Genomic DNA, 17,651 nt, shown 5'->3' on the forward strand with positions numbered 1-17,651 from the left:
GAGTTGCATTTGAGTAAAGATTTAGTTATTGAAATATTTAGTAATATTTACTGATCGTTCCCACGCCCTGTGTGGGAATGCAGCCCGTGACGCTCTGCGTCACAGATCTGAAGCGGACGCAGAGCGTCCAGTCAGGTATTCCCACGCAGAACGTGGGAACGATCCGGATCACAGGATCGCCGCGTTGCTGCGTTGTGCCTGCTTGAGATAGGCGCTCAGCTCGCGCGCCGGCAGCGGCTTGCTGTAGTGATAGCCCTGGCCTTCATGGCAACCCTCGGAAATGATGTAGGCCTCCTGCTCGACGGTTTCCACCCCTTCGGCGATGACCTGCATGCCCAGGCTTTTGCCCAGCTGGATGATCGCCCGCACGATGGTCGCGTCGTCATCGTCGTCCAGCAGGTCCTGGACGAAGCTCTTGTCGATCTTGATCTTGTCCAGCGGCAGGCTCTTGAGATAGCTCAGCGACGAATAACCGGTGCCGAAGTCATCGATGGCGATCAGCGCGCCGGAACGACGCAGGCTCAGCAGGTGCTGGGCGGCGGTGCTGATGTCTTCCATCAGGCCGGTCTCGGTGACCTCCAGTTCCAGGCTGCGCGGCGGCAGGCGGTACATCTGCAGCAGGTTGTTGACCACCCGCGGCAGCTCGGCGTGGTGCAACTGCACGGTGGACAGGTTGACTGCCATGCGCAGGTCGCTGAAGCCCTGGTCGTGCCATTCGCGCAATTGCCGGCAGGCCTGGTCCAGCACCCACTCGCCGATGGCGATGATGGTGCCGTTCTGCTCGGCCAGTGGGATGAACAGATCCGGCGGCACCAGGCCGTGTTCCGGGTGCTGCCAGCGGATCAATGCCTCGACGCCGACCACGCGGTGGTCGCGGTAGCTGATCTGCGGCTGGTAGACCAGGTAGAACTGGTTGCGGTTGAGGGCGTCGCGCAGGTCCTTTTCCAGTTCCCGGCGGCGGCGCATTTCGCTGTCGACGCTGGCGATATAGAACTGGTAGCGGTTGCGCGAGCGGGTCTTGGCCAGGGTCATGGTCTGTTCGGCTTTCTGCAGCAGCTTTTCGGTGCTGTCGCCATCTTCCGGGAACAGGGTGATGCCGATGGTGGCGCGCAGGCGGATTTCCTGGTGGTCGAGGGCGAACGGCGCCTCCAGGTCATCGAGGATGCTTTGCGCCAGTTCGGCGGCCTCGTAGGGCTGTTCGATATCCGCCTGGACCAGGGCGAACTGATCGCCACCCAGGCGCGCCAGGGCGCCGAGGCGACCGCTGTGGGCGCGCAGGCGATCGGCCAGGGCCAGCAGCAGTTGATCGCCGGCCTGGTAGCTGAATTGTTCGTTGATGCCCTTGAAGTCATCGAGGCCGACCACCAGCACCGCGACCCGGCGTTGCAGGCGCCCGCCATCGGTGAGGATCTTGTCCAGTTGCTGCTGCAACTGCTGGCGGTTGGGCAGGCCGGTGAGAAAGTCGTACTGGGCCATGCGCAGCAGGCTGTTTTCCGCTTCATGGCGCAAATGGGTATTGCGCTCGATCGAGGCCAGCAGCTGGTTGGCGGTGTTGATCCAGATGCCCAGTTCGTTCTTTTCGTGGCCCTTGAGCAAGGGCAACTGGTGCGCGGCCGGGCGATCCGGGTTGATATTGGTCAGGTGCTCGATGATTCGCGACAGCGGCTTGGTCAGCAACCAGTGATAGACCAGGTACAGCACCAGGCCCATGAGCAGGGCCCGGAGCACGCCGGAGATGAAGATGATCACCGAACTGATGATAAAGCCCTGGCCGTAGGTGGCGGTGTCGAGGGTGATGCTCAGGTCGCCGTAATACTCGCTGTAGGGGCCGCGACCGACCAGTTGCGTGGTAAAGGTGCGTTCCTGGCCGAGGATCAGGTCGGTGAGCCAGCGGCTGGAAGAGGTCTGCAGGTCGCGGGATTTTTCCGCGAGCATGGCTTCGTTGGGGTGGCCGATGGAGGCCATGCGCACGGAGCGGTCCTGGAACAGGCCTTCGATCACCTGCATGCCCATCTCCCGGTCGAGGCTGTAGACGGCCTGGGTCGAGGGGTCGCGGAACATGTCGAGAATTCGCTGGGCGTCACCGGCGACCGCCTGGCGGGTCTTGTAGGCGTCGAAGACGATCTGCGCACAGCTCAGTACCACGCCGACAATCAGTGCCGACAGCAGCACGACCCGGAGCAACTTCACCGACAAGCTGTTCTTGAGTTCCAGCTTCAAAGGGCTATTCCTTGTTCCGTGCGGGTAGCATCAAGTTGCCATGAGTATTGGCAATCCGGCCCCGGCAGTCAAAGGGACAATGCGACCGGGGATGATCCATGCTAGGGCTTGGCCGAAATGTGCTTCTCGAACCTTTTCAGGCCATAGGTACTGTGTCGTAGCAGCGCCGCGTAACTTGAGGCGGTGTCATTCAATTTAGCGGATTATTCAGCGTAGTCCCTGGTGGCGTTGGGGCAAGGGACAATCGGTCGTGGGCGCCCGTGGTCACGGGGGCGTCCGCGGGGCATAAAAAAACCCGGCCAGGCCGGGTTCTTTCTCAAGCGTGATTCAGTCTCAAGCGGTGAAGGTCTTGCCTTCGAACTGCTCGGCGACGAATTTCCAGTTCACCAGATTCCAGAACGCTTCGACATACTTCGGACGCACGTTGCGGTAGTCGATGTAGTAGGCGTGTTCCCAGACGTCGCAGGTCAGCAGCGGGGTGTCGCCGCTGGTCAGCGGGTTGCCGGCGCCGATGGTGCTGGCCAGGGCCAGGGAACCGTCGGCCTTCTTCACCAGCCAGCCCCAGCCGGAACCGAAGGTGCCGACGGAAGTCTTGGTGAATTCTTCCTTGAACTTGTCGAACGAACCGAACGCAGCGTTGATCGCTTCGGCCAGTGCGCCGGTAGGTTGGCCGCCGGCGTTTGGCGCCAGGCAGTTCCAGTAGAAAGTGTGGTTCCAGACTTGAGCGGCGTTGTTGAAGATGCCACCCGAGGAAGACTTGACGATTTCTTCCAGGGTCTTGCCTTCGAACTCAGTGCCTGGCACCAGGTTGTTCAGGTTCACGACATAGGTGTTGTGGTGCTTGTCGTGGTGGAACTCCAGGGTTTCCTTGGAGATGTGCGGCTGCAGGGCATCGTGTGCGTAGGGCAGCGGTGGCAATTCGAAAGCCATGGTTATTCTCCTAATCAGGTCAGTTGCGGTGAGCGCAAGGCCGATCACGGGCGGCCAAACTATGCGCCGTGGAGTTTGTACCCCTTGCGGCGCAGGTTTCCGATCATAGCACCGGGGTTGCGGCTTAACCACGCAACAACTGTGTGGGATAGAGGTTCCAGAGCCTTTTGGAATAAAAGCCCCTGGCGATATCAGGCGCTGCCGATCAGTTGGCTCGCCACGCTGAACATCATCACCGCCACCAGCAGGTCGAGGATGCGCCAGGTCGCCGGGCGCGCCAGCCATGGAGCCAGCCAGGCCGCGCCCAGGGCCAGGGTGAAAAACCACAGCAGCGACGCACTGGCGGCACCGACCACATAGGCCCCGGGTTCGGTCTGCTGGGCGCCGAGGGAGCCGATCAGCAGCACGGTGTCGAGGTACACGTGGGGATTGAGCAAGGTCACCGCCAGGGCGCTGAGCAGCACGGCACGCAACGAGCGCGCGGTCTGGCCCTGGCCCTGGTGCAGGCTTTGCCGCGAGCAGGCGCGGCGCAGGGCCAGGCTGCCGTACCAGAGCAGGAAGGCGGCGCCGCCCCAGCGGGCGATCGCCAGCAGCGTCGGGTTGTGGGCCAGTACCGTGGCGAGGCCGAACACACCCGCTGCCACCAGCAGCGCATCGCAGGCCACACACAGGGCCGCGACCGGCACGTGGTGTTCACGGCGCAGGCTCTGGGCCAGGACAAAGGCATTCTGCGTACCGATGGCCATGATCAGTCCGGCCGCGACCAGCAGGCCGTTCACATAACTCTGCCACATGCGGGTCATGCTCCCTGGTGGGCCAGGTCCTGCAACACGGACATGGCGCGTTCGGCGTCGTCGCGGCCGACGAACAGATGATCGTGGTAGTAGCCGGCGATCACGTTGCAACTGATACCGGCCTTGCCCAGCGCGCCGGCGAAGGCGGCGGTGAGGCCGACGGCTTCCAGGGCCGAATGCACGTTCAGGGTGATCCAGGCTGCGCGGTAGTCGAAGGGCAGGCCCAGCGCCTCGGCGTCTTCACGGCGGAGAATCACCGTCAGGCCCTCGCGTTCGCGAAAGCTGCCGATGGGCTCGCGACCCTGGAGCACGGCGGCGTCGGCGATGCAGCAGAACACATAGTCGCCGTCATTGAGGTGGGGGCTCATGCTGCGCAGCAGGATTGCCAGGGAGGTTTCGCCAGCCATTGCACTGTCCTTCATTCAAAGAGTACTGGCGGGCATTCTCCCGGGGGATCCTGTATAAGAGAAACCAATATTGATGATCGCTCATTAGGAAAACTGATGTTCGACTACAAATTGCTCTCCGCCCTGGCCGCCGTGGTCGAACAGGCCGGGTTCGAGCGGGCGGCACAGGTGCTGGGCTTGTCCCAGTCGGCGATCTCCCAGCGGATCAAGTTGCTGGAGGCGCGGGTGGGCCAGCCGGTGCTGGTGCGCGCGACGCCGCCGTCGCCGACCGAGATCGGCCGGCGTCTGCTCAATCATGTGCAGCAAGTGCGCCTGCTCGAACGCGACCTGCAGGGCCAGGTGCCGGCACTGGACGAAGAAGGGCTGCCGGATCGCCTGCGTATCGCCCTGAACGCCGACAGCCTGGCGACCTGGTGGGCCGAGGCGGTGGGTGACTTCTGTGTCGCTCACCACCTGTTGCTGGATCTGGTGGTGGAAGACCAGACCGTCGGCCTCAAGCGCATGCGCGCCGGTGAAGTGGCGGCCTGTGTCTGTGCCAGCGAGCGGCCGATCGCCGGTGCCCGCAGCCTGTTGCTCGGGGCCATGCGCTACCGGGCACTGGCGACCCCGGCATTTGTCGCCCGGCATTTCCCCGACGGCGTCGACGCCCGCTCGCTGGCACAGTCGCCGGCGCTGGTATTCGGTCCGGACGACCTGCTGCAACATCGCTACCTCGCCGCGTTGGGCGTGGAGGGCGGTTTCGAGCACCACCTGTGTCCGTCCGCCGAAGGTTTTCTGCGTCTCAACGAGGCGGGACTGGGTTGGGGCCTGGTCCCCGAATTGCAGGTGCGCGAACAGTTGGCGCGGGGTCGGCTGGTGGAGTTGATTCCAGATAAACCGGTCGATGTGCCCTTGTACTGGCATCATTGGCGCAATGGCGGTCAGTTGCTGGGGCGCTTGACCGAGCACCTGGCGCGTTCGGCGGCGCAATGGCTGGTGCCTCTGGCGTGACGGGCAGCGTTTAAGTAGCAGGCAAGACGAATCAAGGCATTTGGAGCACGACATGAAAATTCTGGTCACCGGCGCAAGCGGCTTTATCGGCGGACGCTTCGCGCGTTGCGCCCTGGAGCAGGGCTATGACGTGCGGGTCAATGGCCGCCGGGCCGAGAGCGTCGAGCATCTGGTACGCCGTGGCGCCGAGTTTATCCAGGGCGACCTCGGCGACCCGCAACTGGTGCGCGACCTGTGCCGCGATGTCGAGATCGTGGTGCATTGCGCCGGTGCCGTCGGCCTGTGGGGGCGCTACCAGGATTTTCACCAGGGCAATGTGCTGGTCACCGAAAACGTCGTCGAGGCCTGCCTCAAGGAGCAGGTGCGACGCCTGGTCCACCTGTCCTCGCCTTCGGTCTACTTCGACGGCCGCTCGCACCTGGAACTGACCGAGGAGCAGGTGCCCAAGCGCTTCCGGCATCCCTATGCGGCGACCAAGTTCCTCGCCGAGCAGAAGGTCTTCGGCGCCCAGGAGTTCGGCCTGGAGACCCTCGCCCTGCGTCCGCGCTTTGTCACCGGGGCCGGCGACATGAGCATCTTCCCGCGCCTGCTGAAGATGCAGCGCAAGGGCCGCCTGGCGATTGTCGGCAACGGCCTGAACAAGGTCGACTTCACCAGTGTGCAGAACCTCAACGATGCTCTGCTGAGCTGCCTGCAAGCCAGTGGCTCGGCCCTGGGCAAGGTCTACAACATCAGCAACGGTACGCCGGTGCCGCTGTGGGACGTGGTGAACTACGTGATGCGCCGGATGCAGGTGCCGCAGGTCACGCGCTATCGCTCCTATGGCCTGGCCTACAGCGTCGCGGCGCTGAACGAAGCGGCCTGTGCGCTGTGGCCGGGACGTCCGGAGCCGACCCTGTCGCGACTCGGTATGCAGGTGATGAACAAAGATTTCACCTTGGACATCAGCCGGGCACGGCATTATCTGGGGTACGAGCCCAAGGTCAGCCTGTGGGCGGCACTGGATGAGTTCTGCCACTGGTGGCAGGCCCAGGAACCGGCTGCCCGGTGAAACATTCAGTGACCAGGACTGAACCGAGTGCCGGGTTCAGAGTCGATCAGAGCGGCGGGTAACGGGTTTATACTCGGCGCATTTCGCCATCAATGTGGTCCGCAAAGGTTCTTTCATGCGCAACGATGCCAACGACGATTTCGATGATGTACCGAGCCTGCGTGCCGACGTGGGCGATGACGATGACTTCCCGGTGACCCCGGCTGCCCGCGAGCGCACCAAGGTGGCGTCGCGCAGCACCCCGGTGGTCAAGGTCAAGGGGCCGAGTACCGGTCCGTTGTGGGCGCTGGTGGGGGCGTTGTTCTTTGCCTTTGCCGGGTTGGCCTGGTGGAGCTTCCAGCAGATCTCGCTGATGGAGCAGCAACTGGTTGCCACCCAGGAGAGTTTTGCGCGCATCAGCGAGGACGCGGCCGGGCGCCTGCAGGCGATTTCCGGCAAGGTGGTGGCGACTGAATCCAACGTCAACAGCGACAGCGAGGCGTTGAAGTTGCAGGTCAAGCAGTTGGAAGGCAAGTTGCTGGAGCAGGGCAAGCAACAGCAGGGCGTCGCCGGCCAGCAGACCGGGCTGGAGCAGCGCCTGCAGCAGATGACCGCGCAGACCAGCGACCTGCAGAGTGCCAATGGCCAGTTGCAGGCCCAGGTCAAGAGCCTGGTGGCGGACCTGGCGACGCTGAAGGCGGCCCAGGCGGATGCCGGCAAGCTCGATGCCGAGGTCAAGAGCCACGCCGCCGATATCGCCGCGCTGAAGAAGCAGGGCAATCCGAGCGCGGCCGTGGAGCGCCTGGAGCAGGACATGATCGTGCTCAAGAGCGAGCAGGACAATCGCCAGGCCGCCGCCGGACAGGGCGCCAGCACGGCGGAGTTCGACGCCTTCCGTGGTCAGGTCACGCGCAATATCAACACGCTGCAAAGCCAGATCCAGAACCTGCAGCAGCAGCTCAACGCGCGGCCCTGATGGCCAGCGCCTCACGGTTGGCTCGGCCCTTTGATTGATCGTTCCCACGCTCTGCGTGGGCATGCAGCCCGTGACGCTCCGCGTCAGCTGCAGAGCGGACGCGGAGCGTCCGGTGAGGCCTTCCCACGCTGGAGCGTGGGAACGATCATCTTGCAGTGTGCTCAAGGCCTTATCGCCAGCAAGCCGGCTCCTACAGTGGATCGGGGGCGGTGCGGAAAAGCAGGTTTTGATCGTTCCCACGCTCTGCGTGGGAATGCAGCCCTTGACGCTCCGCGTCACTTGCAGAGCGGACGCGGAGCGTCCAGTGAGGCCTTCCCACGCTGGAACGTGGGAGCGATCATCTTGCAGTGTGCTCAAGGCCCTATCGCCAGCAAGCCGGCTCCTACAGTGGATCGGGGGCGGTACGGAAAAGCAGGTTTTGATCGTTCCCACGCTCTGCGTGGGCATGCAGCCCCTGACGCTCCGCGTCACCTGCAGAGCGGACGCGGAGCGTCCGGTGAGGCATTCCCACGCTGGAGCGTGGGAACGATCAGAAGGGTGTAGAAAAGCATGTTTCCAAATATTGCCGAATGGCACTTCATGAGGGTTTTACAGTCTTAAAGAGTGTGCGTGGACCTGTTTGTCCACGCATGCCGACCAGCGTCGCTGGTGTGGCTTCTTCGCGGTCCAGGAGGCCGCCATGTACCCTCGACTTCTTCTCACGGCAAGCCTGGCTTTGACGCTTTCTGCATGTGTGCCTTACTACGACGGTGGTGCCGACTACTACCGTTCCGAGGTCTACACGGCACCCGCACCGGTCTATTACGGCGGCGGTTCGTACTACCGTCGAGACTACTACGCACCGCAACCGCGCTACTACGCGCCACAGCCCCGCTACTATGCCGCGCCGCGTTACTACGCCCCGGCGCCACGGGGCTATTCGAACGGCTACCCGAACCGTGGCTGGGGCCAGCCTTACCGGCAGGGCTGGGGCGAGCATGGCGGCAATGGCGGTCACGGCAACAACGGTGGCCACGGGCACGGTGGAGGTCGTGGGCACTAGGGTTGAAGAGGGCGCCCAGAAGCTTCGCTGGCAAGCCAGCTCCCACAGGGTTCGTGCCGTAGCGCAGCACTGTGTCCGACGCAAATCCTTGTGGGAGTCGGCTTGCCGACGAAGAGGCCGGCAAGGCCCATCGAAGACCCGGATCCGTGTGCTTCAGTAATTGGACAGGTCCGCCAGGGGATGGCGGCCTTCCCAGGCCTTGTGGAAATGTGCCTCGACCACCGCCCGCGGCACCGCCGTGACATCCGGCCAATGCCAGCGCGGTTGCTGGTCCTTGTCGATCAGGCGGGCCCGCACCCCTTCGCTGAATTCCGGGTGACGGCAGCAGTTCAGGCTCAACGTATATTCCATCTGGAACACCTGGGCCAGCGACAGGTGCCGCGCCCGGCTGATCTGCTCCCACACCAGGTGAGCCGTCAGCGGACAACCGTCCTTGAGGTTCTTCGCCGCCCGGGCCAGGAGGTCGTCGGGGTCCTCGGTGCGTTGGGCCAGCATCCGCCAGGCACAGGCCACGTCACCGACGTCCAGCAGCGCGTCGATGGTTTCCCGGCGTGGCAGCCACTGCGCCGGCGGACGCTGCTCGCGTGCCTGGTGCTCCAGGGCCTTGAGCAGGCTGTTGAGTTGCACCGCCGTCTGTTCCTGCCAGTTGAGCCGCAGCAGGCCATCGATCAATTCGTCCTGCTGGTCGTCGCGCAACATCCGGTCGGCCAGACCGAGGTCAAGCGCATCGCGGGCATTCATCCGCGCGCCGGTCAAGCCGAGGAACAACCCCAGCTTGCCCGGCAGGCGCGAGAGGAACCAGCTGCCGCCGACATCCGGGTACAGGCCGATGCCGATTTCCGGCATCGCCAACTGGCTGCCGGGCGTGACGATGCGGATGCTGGCGGCCTGCAGCAGGCCCAGGCCGCCGCCCAGCACATAGCCGTGGCCCCAGCAGATCAGCGGTTTGGGATAGGTGTGCAGGTGGTAGTCGAGGCGGTATTCCGCGGCGAAAAATGCCGCCGCCAGCGGCGGAACCTCGCCCGGTCGAGCGCGGCATTCCTGGGCCAGGCTGCGTACCTCGCCGCCGGCGCAAAAGGCCTTGGCGCCGTTGCCGCGCAACAGTACGCAAGCGATCTGTGGATCCTTCGCCCAGGTCTCGAGCCGCTCATGAAGGGCCGTGATCATCGGCAGCGAAAGGGCGTTGAGGGTGTGTTCGGCATCCAGGCTGGCGACGCCGATCCGGGCGCCATCGGTACCGATGAGTTCTTCGACGTGCAGATTCATTGCGACCTCAAACTGCGGGTTGAATGCTCAGTATGATCCCTGTGTGGGAAACTGCCGGGAATGCGTCGGATCAATTGACAAGCGTGGTCGGCTTTCCTAGTGTCCGCCCCATTGCTCATTCAGGACAGGATCTCATGACCGACGACGACCGCATCAAACTCGAACCGAGCTGGAAACACGCCCTGCGTGACGAGTTCGACAAGCCCTACATGGCCGAGTTGCGCGAGTTCCTGCGCCAGGAACATGCCGCCGGCAAGCAGATCTACCCGCCGGGCCCGCTGATCTTCAATGCGTTGAACAGCACCCCGCTGGACCAGGTGAAAGTGGTGATCCTCGGCCAGGACCCGTACCACGGCCCGGGCCAGGCCCACGGCCTGTGCTTCTCGGTGCAACCGGGCGTGCCGGCGCCGCCGTCGCTGGTCAATATCTACAAGGAATTGCAGCGCGACCTGAACATCGACATCCCCAACCACGGCTACCTGCAAAGCTGGGCCGAGCAGGGCGTGCTGTTGCTCAACACCACCATGACCGTGGAGCGGGGCAATGCCGCTTCCCACGCCAACCGGGGCTGGCAGTTCTTCACCGACCGCATCATCGAAGTGGTCAGCGAGCGCCAGGACAAGCTGGTGTTCCTGTTGTGGGGCGCCCATGCCCAGGGCAAGCAGAAACTGATCGACGCCACCAAGCACCTGGTGCTCAAGTCGGTGCATCCGTCGCCCCTTTCGGCCTATCGCGGCTTTATCGGTTGCGGGCATTTCAGCCGGACCAACAAGTTCCTCGAGCAGAACGGCCTGGCGCCGATCGAATGGGCGTTGCCGGCGCTGTAGGCCGTCGATCCGCGCCAACCCGGGGCTGCACTTTTCAGACGTAAGGCCCCTCGACCTGTCATTTCTGACAGTATCCGCTGCGCACCTTTACGCATTAAATGTTCTCCACGGCCTTGTCGGTCGGCCCTGTGCCGACCCGGTGGTCAACGGCCGCTCGTTGATCATTTCCCAAGGAGAATGCAAATGTCCGAATCCAAACCCGTGAGGGCTGCCTCGACTGGGGCGGCTACCGATGGGCGGTCTCGACCTGCCGAGAAGATTGGTTCCCCCCGAACCCTGGACTCCCTGGTCTTTCGTGATGTGCTGGAGCGTCTATGGGATGAAACCAGTTACACATTGCCGATCTATTTTCAGCCGCTACCCTTGCGGATCGTCATTGAACATCCCTGGCCGTTCACCGCGCATGAGGAGGACGAACAGGAAACCCAGGTTTATTTCGTCCTGGATAATCATGATATTCCAGAGCTGACTATTTCCATCAGCGGAGCCTACGAACTCGATGATGTATTTCCTATCGAAGTGGATGTGCCTGCCGAACTGATGGGGCCAGGCGTGCATCGTCTGTCCTATCGGGTCGATGGCAACATCATCGGCACCAGTCACTCTTTCGTCGCGGCCATCAACTACGATCAGACCCAACCCAACCAGGGTAATCCCGGTTGGGAACTGGTGTTCGATGACGAAGTGAGGCAGAACGGCATTACCGAGGCCTACCTGAACACCCATCATGGCGCCACGGCCCTGGTGCCCCGGTGGTCGGATGTAAAGACCGAAGACGAGGTCATCTACTACTGGTCGCCCACCGCGCACCTGGGGCGGGTGGACGTGCTGTCGATCACGCGGGCGCACGCTTCCGGTGCTCCCATCGAAGTCACTTTCCCCGAAGCGGACATTCGCGCCCACGGTTCGGGCATCCGTTATGCGTCCTACCGTCTGCGCGACCGGGCCGGCAACATCGGTCCCTTTTGCGATCCGCCTTCGCAAATCAATGTGTCACTGAACACACTGCCCATCCGCTTGCCACGACCCGATGTGCCGTTGGCCGACAGCGACGGGGTGATTGATCTTGCCGATGCACGTGCCCCCACGGTGGTGGTCATCCCGGAAATCCTCGATGCCGAGATCGGCGATGTCGTGCGTATCTACTGGAACATCCATGAGCTGGCTTCCTTCACCGTGGAAGGGCCGATCCCGGTCTGGCCGGTCTCCCGGCCCGTCTCCTGGGATATCGTGTCTTCCAGTGGTTTTGATGCGCGGGTGTCGGCCGTGGTGTTTTATCGTCTTTATCGGGGAGTGCCCTTCGTCCCGTCTCCGGACAATTTCTTCGAGGTCGACCTGACGGTCGCCGGTCCGGACCCCGAAGGCCCGGATCCGATCAACCCCGGGCTGTACCCGGTCACGGTGCAGGGCGTTACCGCCGACAACGTCATCACCCTGGCCGACCGTGACACCACCATACGGGCGGTGGCCCCGCTCTACGCCAATCCGCAACCGGGTGAACGCCTGGAGTTGATGTGGGGCGATGACAGCAAGCTGGCATCGGTCTATACCGTTCGCGCGGGTGACACGGAGGCGGTCTTTTTCGTGCCGTGGGAGTTCGTCGAAACCAACGGCAGCCACCTCGCGCTGCCGGTCTACTACTGGACCGACAATGGCGTGAATCGCCAGCGTTCCCGGCCCACGCCGGTCCGTGTGGCCATCGATCGGGTCACGGGACTGAAGTCTCCGGAGTTCCTCCATGCCGTCCGGCGCTTCATCAACTGCAACACTCTGCCGGCTCCCTGGCTGGGTGTCCATGTGCATATTCCCGGAGATTCGAGCCGTCTGGCGACGGGGGACGAGGTCGTCCTGCACTGGCAAAGCTACCCGACCCCGAACGCCACCGGAGAGCCTTTTCCCGAGACGGTGAGATCCTTCAGGCATACGCTCAGGGACAATGAAGCGGCGACCGGTTATACCTTCGTCATCCCGTTCAGGCCCTATATCACATTGCCCGGACTGACTCCGTCCTATGGCTCGGCGGACGCCTACTACGACCTGAACAAGGCCGACGGTGGTTTTGGCGGATCGGAAGATTCATGGATCTCTATTGATCTGACCCGTCCCGGCTCGCCTCCCTGCCTGGGGGATGATGTGGTGGATTGAGCGGCATGAGGATAGAACACAAATCGGGAGGGGCAGATACCCTCCCGTTTGTTTTCGAGGCGGATGCAAACAGATCCGGCAACATAGTCATCAAGAAGAGAATGATCGGTTTTTATTGCTGAAAGTGATAATCGCCGGCTAGGTTTTTTCGCAATGAAAAGCCTGTTTATTATTCTCGAACCCGACATTGGTTGGCCGTTTTAGCGCAGTTTCTCACCATGCATATTTTTCGACTTTGCGCACCTGTCAAAGTTGACAGGATGTAATTTCCGCGAAAGCGCTTTCTAATGAATTTCCCCCACTGTCGTATCACCAGCGGATCAGTCAGTACCAGCGAGTGGTAGCGGGTTCGATCCCTTACCGGCAGGTCTCAGGCACAGGCAATGCCTGATCACCTTCCCACTGCCCTGGAGCCATTGACATGCGGACACCCAAAAAAAACCTGGAGGCCGAACTGCAACGTGCCGAGGTTCGAAGCGCGGCCAATGCGCGCGCGCCGAAAAGTACTAACGAACCCATTATTATTGACGCGCCTGATATTCATAATGCGCTACCGAACCTGGATGGCGGTCAGCCAAATCTTATCCACAGGGAAGAACTGCTGGAGAAGGGGGTGAGTATCAGTCTTCCCGGCTGGCTCAACTCGGCACCGGAGCCGGAACCGGATGATCCTCCCGAAAAATTTACCGATTATGTGACCATATTTCTCAATAACGTCAAATTCGATAATCTCGACCTGCTTGGGCCTGTGGCGCCAAAGTTTCCGATACCCCTTACCTATTCCGAGGATCGCTTTGGCAATAATGGTACGAATATATTCCGTTATGAAGTCGTGAGGTACGATGAAGTACTGAACGTGTCCGAAGAGTTGGTATTCACAATTGACCGCGTCAATCCCACGGGGGGGAGTCCGGCCGATCCGGTGGAACTTCCCGCCTGGGTCATCGAGGGTACGATCACTCCCGAACTACTGGCCGACAATGACGACGAGGTGGTTCTCACCATTCCCCCCTGGGCGGATCGCAAGCCTTACGACATCGTCAAGGTCTATTGGAACTTCTTCGATACGGTTCCCATTGCCACCCGGGAACTGACCAGCGCCACGGGGACCGTCGAGATCGCCATCCCTGCCGCCGACATCCTGGCTGCCGGCGAGGGCAGCAAGCTGGTCACCTATACGCTGGAGGACCGGGCCGGCAATATCAGCCAGAAAACCACGCACGTCACGGAAGTCCTGGTGCTGCTGCATCCACGGCCGGACAACCTGCGGGCCCCCGTCGTGCCGTTGGCCCCCATTGATCGGGATGACGCCAATGTGCCGCCGCAAATCGAAATTGCCTATGACAAGGCGGTTGCCGGGGATCGGCTCGAGATAGACTTTGGTGGTTATGTCTTTTTCCATGAGATTCCCCGGCTCAGTCCTATCTACTATGTGGACCTGACATGGGATGCGCTCAGGTCCGGTGGCCTGCTGGCCCCCTATACCGCGGTATTACGCTACAGGGTACATCGTGGGATCTATGCGACGGATTGGAGTCCGACCCTTGACGTGGATGTCGATCTGTTCGTGCCGGGTGGCGATGACGAAACGCCGGGGCCGGTCAACCCGGACCTGCCTATTCCGGTCGTCGAATCCACGGTCACCGGCCAGCTCAACAAGTTGGGGCCGGATGACCGCGACGCGGATGCCCGCGTGCATTTCCCGGTGCCCGCGGATGTGCTGGCCGGGCACTTTGTCCAGGTGTACTGGGGCAACCAGGAAGTCTTCACAACGCCGCATGAGGTGACGCCCGAGGAGGTTGCCGATGGGAATTTCATCCTGGAGGTACCCTGGGAGGTGATCGAGCGGGAGAAAAACGGCCTGATCCCGGTTTACTACGAGTTCAGCAGTGCCAGCAACGCCAACCGCGCGCAATCAGCGCCACAGGAAGTCAGGGTGGCTATTTTCGAAATCGTGGACCTGGCGTTGCCGACCTTCCGCGATCCACAGAATGGGGTCATCACGGTTATCAACTGTAACCACAGGCCCGAGCTCGGTGTTCGAGTCAATATCCTCGACCCGAAAAACATCAAGGCGGGCGACAAGCTGTTCTTGAACTGGGTGGTATTTGAGCCGGTCTCCAATGGTGTTCCAGTGGAAGCTTCCCGTGGCGAAGACATACCCCTGCCACCGGTCACCACCGATCATGATCTACCGGGACATCCGGGTGAAACCTACCTGGTGCCTTACGATCCCTATGTCTCGACGGTGGTGGTCGGCAGGGCGGTGATTTTCTATCGACTGGAATCCGCTGATGAAACCAATGGGGGGCGTTCAAAGGAAACAAGAGCCGTACTGAGTCGACAGAACGGTGATGGTTCTATCTGTTCGGCCTGAAGGAAGGGCTCGCGAATCGATAGTTGTTGATTAAACAGAGGCCGTAGGAGGCCTCTGTTTTTTTTATAAAATAAATATAAAAGTAAAATTATTCCTTCGCTGCAACAGGAAAAATCCTACATTTTAATTCGGATCCCCTCTGTACTTTATGCACCTCTGAAAGCCAAGCCCGTTATCGGTGGACTGTATTGGCTTTTATAGCCAGTAAAGCACTTGGAGGTTCGTTTTAAATGTCCTGTTTCAATATTAAACTTTTCAATTATTCGCGTTTGATCAAGGCCACCGGTCTTTTTGCATTCATGCCTTTGTCGCTGGTGAGTCTCGAGTCGCTCGCCAAACCGCTTATCGGTGGTAATACCGTCATTGAGGAAGGCACCTCGCCTGACCGCTATGCGCTGACCCGGGGGGCGACCTTGACCGTCAACGGTGCAAGAACCTTCGAGATCGACGCGCGAGAGGGGTCGAGGGTGAATTTCAACGGGGGCTCGGTGTCCGTCGGTGGTGCCAATGTCCATGGTATCGCCCTGTATGACTCCAGCGCCCTGCTCAATGACGTCAGCATCACCAGCACCGGCGGCACCGGGCTGGTGGTCGGCTCCAACGGCACCGGCTCCGTCGCCGAGGTCAATCGAAGCGTGATCACCGGGGCCGCGACGGGAGCCAGCGTCAGCGTACAAAGCCATCTGATCCTGAACGCGACGGATGTCGTGGGCACCAACGCGACGGGCAATGGCCTGACCATGTACGGTGGCCGGGTTACCGCTAACGGCGGTAGCATCACCGGGGGCAATCACGGAATTCGGGTTATCCGTTCCAGCGATGAAGGCGCCGACATTTCTCTGGACGGTACGCAGGTCGTCGGCCAGGCCGGTGCGGCGATCGCCATCAGCCAGGATATCACCGCCGAAATCGATGTGCGCAATGGCGCTACCTTGACGGGCGGCAACGGCAACATGCTTCAGTTGAGCAGCGGCGCCAACGCCAATATGCGTGTCGCCAACAGCAACCTGACCGGTAATATCCGGGTCGGCAACGGCAGCACCCTGGACCTGAGCCTGGACGGCGCGTCCATGACCGGCGATGTGGTCAAGGATGTCGATGGCACCGCCCATGTGGCCCTGAACAACGGTTCGGTCCTCACCGGCCGCCTGGACAACGTCGACAGCCTGGCGCTCAACAGCGACGCGACCTGGGTCATGACCGACCACCAGAGCATCGGTGACCTGAACATGGCCGGCGGTAACGTCAAGTTCGGCGACCCGGGGGCGTTCTACCAGCTGGACGTGGAAAACCTCGCGGGCAACGGCACCTTTGTCATGACCGCCGACTTCGCCCATCTGCAGGGGGATTTCCTCAACGTCACCGGTACTTCCGAGGGCGCGCACAAGCTGCTGATCAGCAGCAGCGGTGCCGACCCGTTGTCCGAGGATCGCCTGCATGTGGTGCGTACCGCCGACGGTGGCGCGAGCTTCAGCCTGCTGGGCGACCGCGTGGACGTGGGGACCTACTCCTACAGCCTGATCGCCGACAACGACGGCAAGGACTGGCACCTGGACCCGTCGACCAAGGTCATCAGCCCTGGCACCCGTTCGGTGCTGGCCCTGGCGAATGTCGCGCCGACCGTGATGTACGGCGAGCTGAGCTCCCTGCGTTCGCGCATGGGTGAACTGCGCTTCAACGGCGGCCAGAGCGGTGGCTGGGCGCGCACCTACGGCAACAAGCACAAGGTCGATGCCGGCAAGGGTGCCGCCTATGACCAGAACCAGCAGGGCATTGCCCTCGGTGCCGACGGGCGCTTGCCGGTCGGTGACGGGCAATGGCTGGCCGGTGTGATGGGTGGCTACAGCAAGTCCGACCTGAGCCTCGGCCGCGGTACCAACGGCACCGTGCACAGCACCTACGTCGGTGGTTATGCCACCTGGCTGGACGAGCAGAGCGGTTACTACTTCGACGGCGTGGCCAAGCTCAACAGCTTCCACAACAAGTCCTCGGTGGCGCTCAGCGACGGCAAGAAAGCCAAGGGCAACTACAAGGACATGGGTGTCGGGGTTTCCGGTGAGTTCGGTCGTCACATCAAGCTGGAAAACGACTACTTCGTCGAGCCGGCGGTACAGCTTTCGGCCATGGCCGTGGGCGGCAAGGACTATAAGCTGGACAACGGCCTGAAGGCGGAAAACGGTCGTACCCTGTCGTTGCTCGGCAAGGTCGGCGTGACCGGCGGGCGCAACTTCGACATCGGTGACGGTCGCGTGGCCCAGCCTTACCTGCGCACTGCCTTCGTGCAGGAGTTCGCCAAGAACAACAAGGTGCAGGTCAACGACAACACCTTCCACAACGACCTGTCGGGTTCGCGGGTGGAAATCGGTACCGGTGTGGCGATGTCCCTGAACGACAAGTGGCAAGTGCATGCCGACCTGGACTTCAGCAAGGGCGAGAAGATCGACCAGCCCTGGGGTGCCAATGTCGGGATTCGCTATAGCTGGTAAGCGGTCCGTTTAAACAGAAAGAGGAAGCCTTGGCTTCCTCTTTTTGTTTTTGCTGGTGTGGTTTATCAGACAGACTCAACTCACTCAGTCCCACAAGGTAAAGAAGTCCAGGAAGGAATAATCAGCGCGGCTGTTGGCAACTTCTATGTGGGAAATGGGTC

General features: G+C 61.7%; 13 protein-coding genes. 8 read left to right on the top strand and 5 right to left on the bottom strand.

Annotated elements, in window-relative coordinates; genetic code table 11:
* Window positions 1-168: 168 nt before the first annotated feature.
* The 4 genes from KI243_RS06545 to KI243_RS06560 form a co-directional block, all read right to left on the bottom strand.
* Window positions 169-2,220 (bottom strand): GGDEF domain-containing phosphodiesterase, encoded by a 2,052-nt coding sequence (locus KI243_RS06545; protein ID WP_017125975.1) that lies wholly within the window; start codon window positions 2,218-2,220, stop codon window positions 169-171.
* 333 nt (window positions 2,221-2,553) lie between these two features.
* Window positions 2,554-3,150 carry a Fe-Mn family superoxide dismutase gene (locus tag KI243_RS06550; protein WP_017125974.1) on the bottom strand — a complete coding sequence of 199 codons (597 nt, stop codon included), beginning with the start codon at window positions 3,148-3,150 and terminating at the stop codon, window positions 2,554-2,556.
* Between the two features lie 191 nt (window positions 3,151-3,341).
* Window positions 3,342-3,944 carry a LysE/ArgO family amino acid transporter gene (locus KI243_RS06555; protein ID WP_212810625.1) on the bottom strand — a complete coding sequence of 201 codons (603 nt, stop codon included), beginning with the start codon at window positions 3,942-3,944 and terminating at the stop codon, window positions 3,342-3,344.
* A gap of 5 nt (window positions 3,945-3,949) precedes the next feature.
* Complete coding sequence (locus KI243_RS06560) at window positions 3,950-4,351, bottom strand: ACT domain-containing protein (protein ID WP_017125972.1); 402 nt, start codon at window positions 4,349-4,351, stop codon at window positions 3,950-3,952.
* Between the two features lie 96 nt (window positions 4,352-4,447).
* On the opposite strand from KI243_RS06560, the gene KI243_RS06565 reads away from it, so the two are divergent.
* The 4 genes from KI243_RS06565 (at window position 4,448) to KI243_RS06580 (ending at window position 8,389) form a co-directional block, all read left to right on the top strand.
* A complete protein-coding gene (locus KI243_RS06565) occupies window positions 4,448-5,341 on the top strand; it encodes a LysR family transcriptional regulator ArgP (RefSeq protein ID WP_017125971.1) in 894 nt (297 codons plus the stop codon).
* A gap of 52 nt (window positions 5,342-5,393) precedes the next feature.
* Complete coding sequence (locus KI243_RS06570; RefSeq protein ID WP_177085747.1) at window positions 5,394-6,392, top strand: NAD(P)-dependent oxidoreductase; 999 nt, start codon at window positions 5,394-5,396, stop codon at window positions 6,390-6,392.
* A 115-nt stretch (window positions 6,393-6,507) separates the two neighbouring features.
* A complete protein-coding gene (locus KI243_RS06575) occupies window positions 6,508-7,347 on the top strand; it encodes an ATPase (RefSeq protein WP_017125969.1) in 840 nt (279 codons plus the stop codon).
* Window positions 7,348-8,026: 679 nt separating this feature from the next.
* Window positions 8,027-8,389: a hypothetical protein gene (locus KI243_RS06580; RefSeq protein ID WP_042935273.1), complete on the top strand. Its 363-nt coding sequence runs from the start codon at window positions 8,027-8,029 to the stop codon at window positions 8,387-8,389.
* A gap of 153 nt (window positions 8,390-8,542) precedes the next feature.
* Here KI243_RS06580 and KI243_RS06585 read toward each other — a convergent pair whose 3' ends face one another.
* On the bottom strand, window positions 8,543-9,655 hold the full coding sequence (locus tag KI243_RS06585) for an enoyl-CoA hydratase/isomerase family protein (RefSeq protein WP_212810626.1): 1,113 nt from the start codon (window positions 9,653-9,655) through the stop codon (window positions 8,543-8,545).
* Window positions 9,656-9,789: 134 nt separating this feature from the next.
* On the opposite strand from KI243_RS06585, the gene ung reads away from it, so the two are divergent.
* The 4 genes from ung (at window position 9,790) to KI243_RS06605 (ending at window position 17,490) form a co-directional block, all read left to right on the top strand.
* Window positions 9,790-10,482, top strand: coding sequence for a uracil-DNA glycosylase (gene ung / locus KI243_RS06590; RefSeq protein WP_177085753.1), 693 nt, complete (start codon window positions 9,790-9,792; stop codon window positions 10,480-10,482).
* A 183-nt stretch (window positions 10,483-10,665) separates the two neighbouring features.
* Window positions 10,666-12,627, top strand: a complete 1,962-nt coding sequence (locus KI243_RS06595) for a hypothetical protein (RefSeq protein WP_212810627.1) — start codon at window positions 10,666-10,668, stop codon at window positions 12,625-12,627.
* Between the two features lie 421 nt (window positions 12,628-13,048).
* Window positions 13,049-15,004, top strand: coding sequence for a hypothetical protein (locus KI243_RS06600; protein WP_212810628.1), 1,956 nt, complete (start codon window positions 13,049-13,051; stop codon window positions 15,002-15,004).
* 299 nt (window positions 15,005-15,303) lie between these two features.
* On the top strand, window positions 15,304-17,490 hold the full coding sequence (locus KI243_RS06605; RefSeq protein WP_212810629.1) for an autotransporter outer membrane beta-barrel domain-containing protein: 2,187 nt from the start codon (window positions 15,304-15,306) through the stop codon (window positions 17,488-17,490).
* The last annotated feature ends 161 nt before the right edge of the window (window positions 17,491-17,651 follow it).

The organism is Pseudomonas sp. Ost2, from assembly GCF_018326065.1.
In the GTDB taxonomy this organism is placed as follows: Bacteria; Pseudomonadota; Gammaproteobacteria; order Pseudomonadales; family Pseudomonadaceae; genus Aquipseudomonas; species Aquipseudomonas gingeri.